The organism is Streptomyces physcomitrii (genome assembly GCF_012273655.1).
Taxonomy (GTDB): domain Bacteria; phylum Actinomycetota; class Actinomycetes; order Streptomycetales; family Streptomycetaceae; genus Streptomyces; species Streptomyces physcomitrii.
This window is the reverse complement of record NZ_JAAWWP010000002.1, coordinates 107,444-120,001: the sequence shown is the minus strand read 5'-3', so window position 1 is coordinate 120,001 and position 12,558 is coordinate 107,444. Positions and strand designations below refer to the sequence as shown.

The 12,558-nt window shown below is 71.3% G+C and carries 13 protein-coding genes; 10 read left to right on the top strand and 3 right to left on the bottom strand.

What is annotated here, in order from left to right; translation table 11 throughout:
• From HFV08_RS03735 to fabI, 10 genes are read left to right on the top strand one after another with little or no spacing between them, the layout of a single operon-like run.
• The gene (locus HFV08_RS03735; RefSeq protein WP_168535849.1) at positions 1 to 489 is read left to right on the top strand and encodes a hypothetical protein; all 489 of its coding nucleotides are present in this window, start codon (positions 1 to 3) and stop codon (positions 487 to 489) included.
• Positions 486 to 1,049 carry a flavin reductase family protein gene (locus HFV08_RS03730; protein WP_052482529.1) on the top strand — a complete coding sequence of 188 codons (564 nt, stop codon included), beginning with the start codon at positions 486 to 488 and terminating at the stop codon, positions 1,047 to 1,049. The genes HFV08_RS03735 and HFV08_RS03730 overlap by 4 nt, the downstream gene beginning before the upstream one ends.
• On the top strand, positions 1,049 to 2,008 hold the full coding sequence (locus tag HFV08_RS03725; RefSeq protein ID WP_040253196.1) for a VlmB-like protein: 960 nt from the start codon (positions 1,049 to 1,051) through the stop codon (positions 2,006 to 2,008). Before HFV08_RS03730 ends, HFV08_RS03725 begins: the two co-directional genes overlap by 1 nt.
• A complete protein-coding gene (locus HFV08_RS03720; protein ID WP_168535847.1) occupies positions 2,005 to 3,084 on the top strand; it encodes a fatty acid desaturase family protein in 1,080 nt (359 codons plus the stop codon). Before HFV08_RS03725 ends, HFV08_RS03720 begins: the two co-directional genes overlap by 4 nt.
• Positions 3,084 to 4,091, top strand: a complete 1,008-nt coding sequence (locus tag HFV08_RS03715) for a beta-ketoacyl-ACP synthase III (RefSeq protein WP_168535845.1) — start codon at positions 3,084 to 3,086, stop codon at positions 4,089 to 4,091. Before HFV08_RS03720 ends, HFV08_RS03715 begins: the two co-directional genes overlap by 1 nt.
• A gap of 45 nt (positions 4,092 to 4,136) precedes the next feature.
• Complete coding sequence (locus HFV08_RS03710) at positions 4,137 to 4,376, top strand: acyl carrier protein (RefSeq protein ID WP_040253202.1); 240 nt, start codon at positions 4,137 to 4,139, stop codon at positions 4,374 to 4,376.
• Positions 4,376 to 5,614, top strand: a complete 1,239-nt coding sequence (locus HFV08_RS03705; RefSeq protein WP_168535843.1) for a beta-ketoacyl-[acyl-carrier-protein] synthase family protein — start codon at positions 4,376 to 4,378, stop codon at positions 5,612 to 5,614. The genes HFV08_RS03710 and HFV08_RS03705 overlap by 1 nt, the downstream gene beginning before the upstream one ends.
• A 29-nt stretch (positions 5,615 to 5,643) precedes the next feature.
• A complete protein-coding gene (gene fdxA, locus HFV08_RS03700) occupies positions 5,644 to 5,970 on the top strand; it encodes a ferredoxin (protein WP_168535841.1) in 327 nt (108 codons plus the stop codon).
• On the top strand, positions 5,970 to 6,689 hold the full coding sequence (gene fabG / locus HFV08_RS03695; protein WP_168535839.1) for a 3-oxoacyl-[acyl-carrier-protein] reductase: 720 nt from the start codon (positions 5,970 to 5,972) through the stop codon (positions 6,687 to 6,689). Before fdxA ends, fabG begins: the two co-directional genes overlap by 1 nt.
• Positions 6,689 to 7,459, top strand: coding sequence for an enoyl-ACP reductase FabI (gene fabI, locus HFV08_RS03690; RefSeq protein WP_168535837.1), 771 nt, complete (start codon positions 6,689 to 6,691; stop codon positions 7,457 to 7,459). The genes fabG and fabI overlap by 1 nt, the downstream gene beginning before the upstream one ends.
• A 296-nt stretch (positions 7,460 to 7,755) precedes the next feature.
• On the opposite strand, the gene HFV08_RS03685 is transcribed toward fabI, so the two are convergent.
• The 3 genes from HFV08_RS03685 to HFV08_RS03675 are packed head-to-tail and all read right to left on the bottom strand — an operon-like array spanning position 7,756 to position 11,755.
• Complete coding sequence (locus HFV08_RS03685; protein WP_312885355.1) at positions 7,756 to 8,274, bottom strand: RNA polymerase sigma factor; 519 nt, start codon at positions 8,272 to 8,274, stop codon at positions 7,756 to 7,758.
• A gap of 11 nt (positions 8,275 to 8,285) precedes the next feature.
• The gene (locus tag HFV08_RS03680) at positions 8,286 to 10,538 is read right to left on the bottom strand and encodes a molybdopterin-dependent oxidoreductase (RefSeq protein ID WP_168535833.1); all 2,253 of its coding nucleotides are present in this window, start codon (positions 10,536 to 10,538) and stop codon (positions 8,286 to 8,288) included.
• Positions 10,532 to 11,755: a cytochrome P450 gene (locus tag HFV08_RS03675; RefSeq protein ID WP_168535831.1), complete on the bottom strand. Its 1,224-nt coding sequence runs from the start codon at positions 11,753 to 11,755 to the stop codon at positions 10,532 to 10,534. Before HFV08_RS03675 ends, HFV08_RS03680 begins: the two co-directional genes overlap by 7 nt.
• Positions 11,756 to 12,558: the final 803 nt, after the last annotated feature.

Here is a 12,558-nt window from a genome sequence, read left to right as displayed (position 1 = left end):
ATGGACACCAAGAACCTGTTCATGACGCCGACCACCGCCTACCTGGTACGCGCCGAGTACGCCCTCGGGCTCGTGGTGAGCGTGGTCCTCTTCTTCACCCACCTCGGTGACATCAACTGGTGGGTCGCGATCGGTCTGTTCGTCTACATCGACCTCATCGGCTACATCCCCGGCGCCATCGCCTTCCAGCGGGCCGGGCACGGCGACATCTCCAAGGGCTACTACCTCGCCTACAACATCATGCACAGCCTGGTCACCCAGGGCCTGGTGACGCTGGCCTGGATCTGGCTGTGGGGCCCCGAGTGGGCGCTGCTCGCCCTGCCCATCCACCTCTTCGGCGACCGGTCCCTGTTCGGCAACTACCTCAAGCCGTTCGGGCTGCGCTTCGAGCCCGAGACCCACGAGGCGTTCCGCAGGTTCCAGCGCGAGTACGACTCCGCGGCCGCCGCCCCGGCCGGCACCACCGACGCCCTGCGCACGGTGTCATGACGGGCGCCGCCACAGCACCGGCCGCCGTACAGGCCGCCCTCAACACCACGATGCGGCACTTCGTCACCGGCGTCACGGTCCTCACCTGCGGCAGCCCCGCCGAGGCCGAGGGGGTCACGGTCTCCACCCTGACCACGATCCCCGGCGACCCGCCCATGGTCTGCATCGCGCTGCGCCAGGGCAGCCGGGGCCTCAAATCCCTGCTCGCCGCCGAGACCTTCGTGGCCAACGGCCTGGCCGCCGACCACGAGTGGCTCGCCCAGCACTTCGCCCGGCGCAGCCGGCCCCGGGGCCTGGCCCAACTGCCGCCCCGGGGCTGGGCGGAGCCCTCGCCGCACGGCGCGCCGCGGCTGCAGGGAGTCGTCTCCTGGCTGGAGTGCCGGCTCGAACGCACGGTGGCCGCGGGCGATCACGAACTGCTGATGGCCCGCGTGCTGAGCGGCGACGCCATCGCCGGCACCCCCCTGGTCAACTTCGCCGGCGTGCTGCACACCGGCCTGTCGAGCCCACCGCACCCCGCGGACCCCGCCCCTGTGACGCACCCCGAAAGGAAGCAGTGATGACCTCCCCGAACATCCCCTCCGAGGCGGACTGGGAGCAGGCCCCCTCGCTCATGGACGGGGCGCTGAACCTGGAGCTCTCGGCGGCGACCTGCGACCTGGCCTACTGGCTGAGGTCCGTTCCGCAGGGAACCCTGCGCGGCAACATCCTCGGGCACGACGACGACGTACGGCCGCTGGACGTGGTCCGGCAGGAAGGGCCGCTCAACGCGGCGATCACCCAGGAGCTGGCCTTCCGCTCCCTCGCCGAGGAGAAGGCGACCCGGGCCATCGGGCACATGGTCGCCCTGGCGCCCGACAACGACACCATGGAGTTCTACTCCACCCAGCTCATCGACGAGGCGCGGCACGCGATGGTGTTCCGCAGCCACCTGCTCCAACTCGGCATCCCCCAGGAGCGGTTGTTCGCCGAGGTGGACCGGCTGGCCGCCGAGGACCGCGACTCCATCCTGGTACCGCTGGAGAACTTCGGCCTGCGGGTGCTGCGCGACGAGCGGGACTTCATCGGCGGCGTCCTGGTCCTGACCGTCCTGGTCGAGGGCGTCCTCGCGCCCGCCGCCGAGCTGAGCGAGCGCAAGTGGCGGGTCTTCGACCCGGCCGCCGCCGACATCGAGCGCGGCGCGGGCATCGACGAGATCCGCCATCTGACCGTCGGCAGCTCCATCCTGCGCGAGCACCTGCTCAAGCACCCCGAGGACAAGCCGCGGCTCCTGGAGCTGATGGCCGAGGGGTACGAGCTGTGGGGGCAGCTGCCCACCAGCGAGCAACTGCTGCGCCGGGAGACGCTGTTCCAGAAGGGCATCGACGAGCACGGCCACCTCCTCGGCGACTACGAGGCCTGGCCCGGGCGGCGGCTGGCCGACACCACTCCCGAGGAGCGGATGGCGACCGGCCAGGAGTGGGCCGAGAAGATGCAGCACTCGCGGCTCGCCTACATGGGGCTCGAGGAGGCGATATGACCGCGGTCAGCGGGACCGGCGCCGAGGGCGGCCTCGGCAGCCCGACGGCCACCCTGGACGAGGTCACCAAGCTGGTGAAGCGGGCCGGCCTGATGGACCTCCAGCCCGCCTACTACGTCTTCAAGATCATCGCCAATCTGGTGCTGCTCGCCGCGGCCTGGACGGCCTTCGCCCTGCTCGGCGACAGCTGGTGGCAGCTGGCCGTCGCGGCCTTCCTGGCGCTGTGCTTCGGCCAGACCGACCTGATCGGCCACGACGCGGGGCACCGGCAGATCTTCCGCACCCGCAAGGGCAGCGACCTTATCGGCTACTTCCACGGGAACCTGCTCACCGGGGTCAGCTTCGGCTGGTGGGTGCAGCACCACACCAAGCACCACAACTTCCCCAACCACCTCTCCCTGGACCCGGACATCACCCGCCGCCAGGTCATCTTCGACGTCAAGCACCGCACGAAGAAGACCAGCACCATGGCCCGCTTCATCGTGCGCCACCAGGCGTGGATGTTCTACGTGGTGATCATGCTGGAGGGGCTGCGCATGCACCTCTCCGGGTACGTCGCGGCCCGGCTCGGCGCGATCAAGCGCCATCTGGTCGCCGACCTGGTCCTGCTCACCGTGCACCTGGTGGCCTACCTCGCCGCGGTGTTCCTGGTCCTGCCGCCGCTCAAGGCCGTCGCCTTCATCGTCGTCCACCAGGCCCTCTTCGGCTTCTACATGGGCCTGCTCTTCGCGCCCAACCACAAGGGCCTGCCGGTGCGCGACGGTGACGCGGAGGAGCTGGACTGGCTGACCCGCCAGGTGGTGACCTCGCGCAACATCCTGCCCAACCGGGTCACCGACTTCTTCTACGGCGGCCTCAACTACCAGATCGAGCACCACCTCTTCCCCTCCATGCCGCGCCGCAATCTGCGCCGCTCCCAGCCGATGATCAAGGAGTACCTGGTCGGCCACGGCATGCCGTACGTGGAGGTGTCGCTGATGCGCTCCTACCTCGACGTCTCGGAGTACCTCGGCGAGGTCGGCGACGAGGTCGCGGACCTGGAGCGGACCGGACGGCTCCAGGTCGGAGGCACCTGATGGCGGCGGGACGCGCGGCGGTGGTGTGCGGGCTCGGCACCCATCTGCCGTCCCGGGTGGTCACCAACGAGGACCTGGCACGGGAACTCGACACCTCCGACGAGTGGATCCGCAGCCGCACCGGGATCGGCCAGCGGCACATCGCCGAGGAGGGCATCGCCACCTCCGACCTCGCCGTCGAGGCCGGCGGGCGGGCGCTCAAGTCCGCCGAGACGGACGCGGTGGACACGGTGATCGTGGCGACCAGCACCCCGGACCACACCTGCCCGGCCACCGCGCCGACGGTGGCGGCCCGCCTCGGCCTCGGCACCGTGCCCGCCTTCGACGTGGCGGCCATGTGCACCGGATTCCTGTACGGCCTGGCGGTGGGCGGCGGCCTCATCGCCGCCGGTACCGCGGACAGCGTCCTGGTCATCGGGGCCGAGACGTACTCCAGCATCCTCGACCCCGAGGACCGCTCCACCCGGGCGATCTTCGGGGACGGGGCCGGAGCCGTGGTGCTGCGCGCGGGCGAACCGGAGGAGCCGGGCGCGCTCGGCCCGGTGATCCTCGGCAGCGACGGCACCGGCAGCGAACTGATCCGGATCCCCTCGGGCGGCTCGCGCGACCCGATCCGCGCCGAGCACATCGAGCGCGCCGACCCGTACTTCCGGATGGCGGGCACCCGGGTCTTCCGCAACGCGGTGGAGCGGATGGTCGACGCCTCCCGCGAAGCCGTCTCCCGGGTCGGGTGGACCCTCGACGACATCGAGGTCTTCGTCGCCCACCAGGCCAACGTCCGCATCATGAACGCGGTCGCCGACCAGATGCGGCTGCCCCGCTCCCGCTTCCCGGTCCATCTGGACCGGGTGGGCAACACCGCCGCCGCCTCCATCCCGCTGGCCCTCGCCGACGCGGTCACCACGGGCGCCCTGCGCCCCGGGCAGCGCACCGCGATCGCCGGCTTCGGCGGCGGCCTGACCTGGGGCGCGGCAACCCTGACCTGGCCCGATGTCACCCCTGTCTGACGCTTCGTCATCTCTGTAGGCCATCACCTCGCAAGGAGTACCGCCATGAGCGACACCTACCCGCGTCTGGTCCAGCTGCTGGTCAAGAACTTCGGCTTCGAGACCGACGAGGTCACCCCGGAGGACACCTTCAGCAAACTCGAACTGGACTCGCTGGCCCTGGTGGAACTGACCCTGACCGTCCAGCAGGAGTTCGGCATCGAGCTGTCCGACGACGACCTCGGCGCCGACGACACCCTCGGCCAGGCCGTGAAGGTCATCGAGAGCAAGCCGGTGGTGGCCTGATGCCTGGCTCCACCGGCCCGTTCCACGCCGCGGTCACCGGGATCGGCATGGTGACCGCGGCGGGGATCGGAACCCAGGCCTCCTGGAACCTGATCCGGGACCCCGAGGGCACCGCCGCCTCGGAGGTCCCGGCCCTGGAGGGCAACCCCGCCCACATCGGCTGCTGGATCCCCGGCTACGACGCCGACAAGGCCATCGGACGCCGCAAGGCCTGGCGCTACGACCGCAGCAGCCAGCTCGCCCTCACCGCGGCCGCCGAGGCGGTCGCCGACAGCGGGCTCGACCCGGGCGAGTGGGACGGCACCCGGGTCGCGGTGGTCCTCGGCAGCGGCATCGGCGGCGCCGGCACCTGGGAGAAGCAGCACAACGTCCTGCTGGGCGACGGTCCCCTGAACGTCTCCCCGCTGCTGATCCCCATGCTGGCGGTCAACATGTCGGCCGGATACGTGGCGATGGACCACGGCGCCCGCGGCCCCAACTTCGTCACCGCCACCGCCTGCGCCTCCGGGACCACGGCCATCGGCATGGCACGCGAACTGCTGCGCCAGGGCGTGTGCGACGTGGTGATCACCGGGGGCACCGAGGCCTGCCTGATCCCCTCGATCATCTCCGGCTTCAGCCAGATGGGCGCCCTCAGCAAGCGCCAGGACACCCCGCGCGCGGCCTCGCGTCCCTTCGACGTCGACCGCGACGGCTTCGTCCCCGCCGAGGGGGCCGCCGTCCTCGTCCTGGAACGCGCGGCCGACGCCAGGGCCCGCGGCGCCCGGGTGTACGCCAACCTCTCCGGGTACGGCGCCTCCGCGGACGCGCACCACGCCACCGCCCCCGACCCCAGCGGCGCGGGCGCCGAACTCGCCCTGCGCGCCTGCCTGGACGACGCCGGGCTCGCCCCCGACGCCGTGGACCACGTCAACGCGCACGGCACCTCGACGCCGCTCAACGACGCGGCCGAGGCGAAGCTGATCCGCCGGGTCCTCGGCCGGCGGCCCGCCGTCACCTCGATCAAGGGCGTGGTGGGCCACTCGCTCGGCGCCGCCGGTGCCATCGAGGCGGCCGTCACCGCCCTCACCGTCGGCGAGGGGGTCATCCCGCCCACCGCCAACCTCGAAAGCCAGGACCCGGAGATCGAGTTGGACGTGGTGGCCAAGACGGCGCGCACCGCCGCCGTGGAGGTCGCGGTCAGCAACTCCTTCGGCTTCGGCGGCCAGAACGCCGTGCTCGCCTTCTCCCGGGCCTGACCCGCCCCCGACCCCCTGGACCGGATTCCATGACCTATGTGATCGCCCAGCCCTGTGTCGACGTCAAGGACAAGTCCTGTATCGAGGAATGCCCGGTGGACTGCATCTACGAGGGGCAGCGGGCCCTGTACATCCACGCGGACGAGTGCGTCGACTGCGGGGCCTGTGAGCCGGTGTGCCCGGTGGAGGCCGTCTTCTTCGAGTCGGACCTCCCCGGCCGGTGGCAGGGCTTCCACCAGTCCACCGTCGAGTTCTTCGAGACCGTCGGCTCCCCCGGCGGCGCCGCCTCCTCGGGACCGTACGGACACGACTCCGCGCTGGTGTCCGCCCTGGAGCCGCAGGGTGTGGCGGGCTGATGGGCGGGCGTTCGATCCTCGTCACCGGAGGAAACCGCGGCATCGGCCTGGCCGTCGCCCGTGCCTTCGCCGCGGCCGGCGACCGGACCGCGATCACGTACCGCACGGGTGACCCGGCGGACCTGCGGGCCGAGGGACTGCTCCCCGTCCAGTGCGACATCACCGACCCCGAGCAGGTCGAGCGGGCCTACAAGGAGGTCGAGGAGAACCACGGCCCGGTCGAGGTGCTGATCGCCAACGCCGGGGTGACCCGCGACCAGTTGATGCTGAGGATGTCCGAGGAGGACTTCACCTCCGTCATCGACACCAATCTCACCGGTGCCTTCCGGGTGGTCAAGCGCGCCACCTTCGGGATGCTGCGGGCCAAGAAGGGCCGCGTGGTGCTGATCTCCTCGGTGGTGGGACTGCTCGGCTCCGCGGGGCAGGCCAACTACGCCGCCTCCAAGGCCGGGTTGGTGGGCTTCGCGCGCTCGCTCGCCCGCGAGCTGGGCTCGCGCAACCTCACCTTCAACGTCGTCGCGCCCGGCTATGTCGACACCGACATGACCCGCGCGCTCAACGAGGAGCAGCGCTCCCGGATCCTGGAGCAGGTGCCGCTGGGCAGGTACGCGCACCCCGAGGAGATCGCGGCGGCCGCGGTCTTCCTCGCCTCCGAGGAGGCCTCGTACATCACCGGAGCCGTCATCCCGGTCGACGGCGGCATAGGCATGGGGCACTGATGGGCGGAATCCTCGACGGCAAGCGCATCCTGGTCACCGGTGTGCTCCTGGAGTCGTCCATCGCCTTCCACGCGGCGCGGCTGGCTCAGGAGCAGGGCGCGGAGGTCATGCTGACCGCCTTCCCCCGCCCCAGCCTGACCGAGCGGGTGGCCCAGCGGCTGCCCCGACCGGCGGCCGTGGTCGAGCTGGACGTCTCCGACGACGAGCACCTGGCCCGTCTGGAGGACCTGGTCCACGCCGAACTGGGCGGCCTGGACGGGGTGGTCCACTCGATCGGCTTCGCACCGCAGGACGCGCTGGGCGGGAACTTCCTCCACACCCCGTTCGCCTCGGTGGCGACCGCGATGCACGTCTCCGCGTACTCGCTCAAGTCGCTGACCATGGCCTGCCTGCCGCTGATGCCCGAGGAGGGCGGGGCGGTGGTCGGCCTGACCTTCGACGCGCAGTTCGCCTGGCCGCAGTACGACTGGATGGGCCCGGCGAAGGCGGCCCTGGAGGCGACCTCGCGCTATCTGGCACGGGACCTGGGGAAGCGGAAGGTCCGCTGCAACCTGGTCTCGGCCGGTCCGCTCAACTCGATGGCGGCGAAGTCCATCCCGGGCTTCGCGGACATCCGGAGCGTGTGGAACCACCGCTCCCCGCTGGAGTGGGACGTGGAGGACCCGGAGCCCGCCGGCCGCGGCGTGGTGGCCCTCCTCTCGGACTGGTTCCCCAAGACCACCGGCGAGATCGTCCACGTCGACGGCGGGGTCCACGCGATCGGCGCGTAGCACCCTTCCGCGGACACATCCGCGTACACACCCGGGTACGGACCCGCTCACGGGCCGTACCCGGGCTCACGCATGGGCGCGTACGCGTGCCCCGTGCCCCGTGCGCGTGCGTGCGCGCGCCGGTGTGCGGGGAATCGCGTACGGGCCTGTACGGGGGCCCTGTTCAGGCAAGGGGTCCTGTGCACGGGCACACACAAGCCGCCCCGCTCCCGTCGCGTACCCGGGAACAGGGCGGCTGCTCCGTCTCATGGCCGCCGTGCTGTGCCTGCCGTGACTCCGGTGGCGCTCGCGGTCGTTCAGCCGCTGGTCAGGCTCGCCCCGTGCCAGCGGCGCAGGCGGGCGCGGGCCCGGGTGAAGGCGCCCTCCGCGGCCTTGATGGAGATGCCGAGGCGGCCTGCGGCCTCCCGGGTGCTGGTGCCCTCGATGCGCGCCAGGATCACCTCGCGCTCCTGGCCCTCCAGGCGCTGCACCTGCTGGAGCATCCAGGCGCCCTCGGCCGCCGCGCAGGCCGCCTCCTCCGGCCCCGAGGCGGTCTCCGGCACGAAGGAGTGCTGGTGGAGGAGCTTGCGGGTGCGCTCCCTGCGCCGGTAGACGTCCACGCACAGGCGCAGCGTGATCGAGGTGAGGAAGGGACCCACCCGCTCCTCGTCCAGGTCGCGGTAGGCCGCGGCCCGCAGCAGCGCCTCCTGTACGCAGTCCTCGACGTCCTGATGCCCGGTCAGCCGCAGCCGGGCCAGCCGGTACAGCCGCTCACGGTGCGGCAGCAGCAGCTCCCAGCGCTCGGCGGCGGGAGACCCTTCCGTACTGCTCAGCACTTCCGTACTACTCAGCACCGGTGCAGATCACCCCGCCCGGGTGAGACCTCCACCGGCACCGCGTTGAAGACCGCGTTGCCCGAGAGGGGGTCGACGACCAGTTCGTCGGTGAGAGCGTTCACATTCACCCCCGGCGCCTTCGCCGCATGCGCCATCCGCGTGCCGTCCCGGCCGTGGCCCCAGCCGTGCGGCAGGCTCACCACTCCCGGCCCGACCCGGTCGGTGGGCTCGGCGAGCGCCACCACCGCGCCCGCCCTGCCCCGTACCGTCACCTCGTCGCCGGGCCCGATGCCGAGCCGGCGCGCGTCCTCCGCGTTGATCTCCAGGGCGCAGTGGTTGGTGCCGCCGGAGAGCGCGGCGATGTTGTGCGTCCAGCTGTTGGTCGAGCGCAGATGGCGCCGGCCCACCAGCAGGAAGCTTCCTGCACCTCGTTCGCGCTCCGCCGCGAGGAACTCCACCAGGCGGGGCAGGTCGCCCGCCACCGGCTCCGGGAAGAGCGCCACCCGCGAGTCGGCGCCCACGATCTCGGCGAGCCGGGGGCGCAGCGGCCCGAAGTCCATGCCCTCCGGCCGCTCCCGCAGCACCGCCAGGTTCACCCCGTCGGGACGCAGCCCGAAGGCGTCACCGAAGGCGCCCAGCCGCAGCATCAGGTCGATCCGCCGCTCGGTGCTGTCCTCGCCGGTCAGCTGCGCCTTCAGCTCGGCGGGGTCGCGGCCCGCCAGCGGTGAGCCCGGCGCCGCGACCACGGCGCCCAGGATCTTGTCGATGATCAGTGAGTCCAGGGAGGCCGGATCCGCCTCGGGCCCCGCGCCGGAGAGGATGAGGGTCAGCTTGGCGAGGATCTCCGCCTCGCTCGGCCGGCCCTCCTCACGCGGCAGCAGAGGGGGCGAGTAGCGGGCCACCCGGCGCACCGCGAGCCGGGAGAGCACGATGTCGAAGTGCTCCGACTCCAGTACGCGCGGCGGCGGCAGGATGACATGCGCGTGCCGTGTCGTCTCGTTGACGTACGGGTCGACCGCCACCATGAAGTCCAGGTCCGCGAGCGAGCGGTCCAGACGCTCGCCGTTGGGCGCGCCGAGCACCGGATTGCAGGCGATGGCCACCAGGGCCCGCACCTGCCCCTCGCCGGGGGTGTCGATCTCGTCGGCGAGGGTGGCCGCCGGGAGCTCGCCGAGCACCTCCGGGAGCCCGCGCACCCTGCTGTGCCAGCGGCCGAGGGCGAGCGGCCCCGTCGGGCGCAGCGCGTTGTGCTGCGCCTCGCCGAACATCGCGCCGCCGGGCCGGTCCAGGTTGCCGGTGAGGGCGTTGACCACGTCCACCAGCCAACTGGCCACGGTGCCGAAGGCGACGGCGGTGGTGCCCATCCGCGCGTACACGGCGGCCGAGTCCGCGGCGGCCAGCTCCCGGGCGAGACCCCGGAGGGTGTCGGGGGTCGTACCGCACACCTCCGCCACCGCCTCGGGGCTGAACTCCTTCGCCGCTTCCCGCAGTTGCTCCTCACCGGCGTAGCGCGCGGGGTCGAGCGGAGCGGTGAGCCCCTCGTCGAAGAGCGTGTGCACCAGGGCGAAGAGCAGCAGCGCGTCGGTCCCCGGACGTATCGTCACGTGCTGGTCCGCGACCTCCGCCGTACGGGTACGCCGCGGATCGACCACCACCAGCCGTCCGCCGCGCGCCTTCAACGCCCGGATGCGGCCCGGCAGATCGGGCACCGTCCACAGGCTGCCGTTGGACACCAGCGGATTGGCGCCGAGGATCAGCAGATGGTCGGTGCGGTCGATGTCGGGTACCGGAATCGCCCAGGGGTCGCCGAACATCAGCCCCGCCGAGACGTTCTTGGGCATCTGGTCGACCGTGCTGGAGCTGTAGACGTTGCGGCTCTGCATGGCCTGGCGCATGGGGGTCACGTGCAGCGGGATGCCCACCGTGTGGATCACGGGGTTGCCGTAGTACAGCGCCACCGCGTCCTTGCCGTGCTGCTCGGCCACCCGGCCGAGGCCCCGCGCCACTTCGGCGAAGGCCTCGTCCCAGGTGACCTCGGCGAACCGGCCGTCCGGCTGCCGGACCAGGGGCGCGTGGCACCGCTCGGGGTCCTGGTCGATCTCGCCCAGGGAGATCCCCTTGGGACAGGCGTACCCCTTGCTGAACACGTCGTCCCGGGCGCCGCGCACCTTGACGGCGCGTCTGCCCTCGATGTCGACACTGAGCCCGCAACCCGCCTCGCACAGCGGGCAGATGCGGTGGTGCCGGGTGGTTCCGGTCACCATATGACGGGGATCTCCTCATAGCCGCCGAGGGCGGCGGTCATCCGCCAGCGCAGGTCCTCGGCGTCGACGTGCAGGCGCAGGTCGGGGAAGCGGGTGAAGAGCGACTTCATGGCGATCTGGATCTCGGCGCGTGCCAGCGCCGAACCCGCGCAGAAGTGCGTGCCGTAGGCGAACCCGATGTGCTTGTTGTCCTTGCGGTGGACGTCGAAGGTGTCCGGGTTCTCGAAGACGGAGTCGTCGCGGTTGGCGGCGCTGATCGGCGCGATCACCGCGGAGTTGGCCGGGATCGTGGTGCCGGAGAGCTCCACGTCCTCCAGCGTGATCCGGATGAAGGTGCCGTCGCCCGGGGTGACCATGCGGATGATCTCCTCGCAGGCCTGGTCCATCAGCGACATGTCCTGCTGGATCAGGCGGAGTTGCTCCGGGTTGCGCAGCAGCAGCACCGCGCCGCCGCCGGTGACGGTCACCGTGGTGTCGTGTCCCGCGAGCAGGAACATGACGCCGGTGCTGATCAACTCCTCGTGGGTGATGGTCTGTTCGTTGTCCATCGAGTGGACCAGCTTGCTCAGCAGGTCCTCACCGGGCTTCTCGCGCTTCTGGGCGGCCAGATCGGCGATGTAGTTCCGCATCTCGGTGTTGGAGCGCACGATCTCTTCGGCCGTGTACTTGGTCAGCGACATGAAGTGGTCGCACCAGGCGCCGAAGAGGTGCTGGTCCTCGTACGGGATGCCGAGCAGCTCGCAGATCACCTGGAGGGCGAGGGGGCGGGCCAGGGTCGCGTTGAGGTCCACCGGGCCGGTCATCTCGGCCATGTCGTCGAGGAGCCGGTCGACGATCTCCTGGATCCGCGGGCGCATGGCCTCCGCGCGGCGCGGCGAGAACTCACGGTTCGTCAGATTCCGCAGCACCGAGTGGCGCGGCGGGTCCATGCTGATCAGGCTGGACGAGTCGGGCTCCACCAGCTGCGCACGCGGAGCACCGTCGCGGAAGAGCGCCTCACGGCTGAACCGCGGATCCGCGAGCACCGTCTTCACGTCCTCGTAGCGGGTCACCAGCCAGGCCGGGTGCCCGGTCGGCAGCGCGATGGGGCAGACCGGCTCCTCGGTCCGCAGCTGCGCGTACTGGCACGGGGGCTCATTGGGCGAGGTGCGCGGAATCGGGTACGTGTACTTCGGCTCGTGGGCGGCCGGTTGCTCAGCCTTCGTCGTCTCCGCCATTGGTGGGTACTTCCCTTCACTCGGATGAACTCGTCGGACACCGGCCGTGCTTCTCCGCTGCGCACCGCCCTTCTCCGCGGCGCTCAGGAATTTCTTTCCGCTCCCTCTTCGACGGGCTTGAAGCTGTGGCGCAGAGCGGTATTCGAGCCTGCGCGGGGCAGTGTCTCCACGACGGTCGACGACCGTTTGCGCGGAGCGGCTTCGGATATCTCTCCGGGCGTACGTACCCAGGCACGATTACGGTGTCAGACTGCTCTGGAAGTCCGCTTACAAGCCGCTGAGATGGACGTCTCAGCGGACTCTTCTCCCTGGTCGACGAGGGGTACGCGGCTGTGCGCCACGGCCTTCACCCCTCTACGGGGACCACGAAAACGGGCCCCCGGTCCGGTGCCGGAGACATCGTTCACCGTGCGTCGCGGGGCGGTCCCGGGCTGCAGAGGGAGCCCCGGAGAGCGGAAAGCACGAGGGAAAACGACGGGGCGCGGGGGCGGATTGCGGAATTCCGGTCGGCGGGGGAATGGGGTGGGGGGAGCAGCAGGGGGACGGAGCAATGCCTCGGGGGAAACCGGCGGGGCCGCAATACGCCCTGGGGAAATCCGAACATCCGGAAGGGCGTTGAGCCGCTTCCTCACCTCGGTCCGGGGCAGCGAACGGCGCCGCCGCGGTGCGTACGCGTGGGGGTGGTACGCACCGCGGCGGCGCCTTGGGGCGGGGGAGCGGCTCCGGGGCGAGTCGGGGACCGGATCGCTGCGCCCGCTCAGCGGGGACGAGGTGGTGAGCCGGGTGCCGATCGCCGGGGCCCG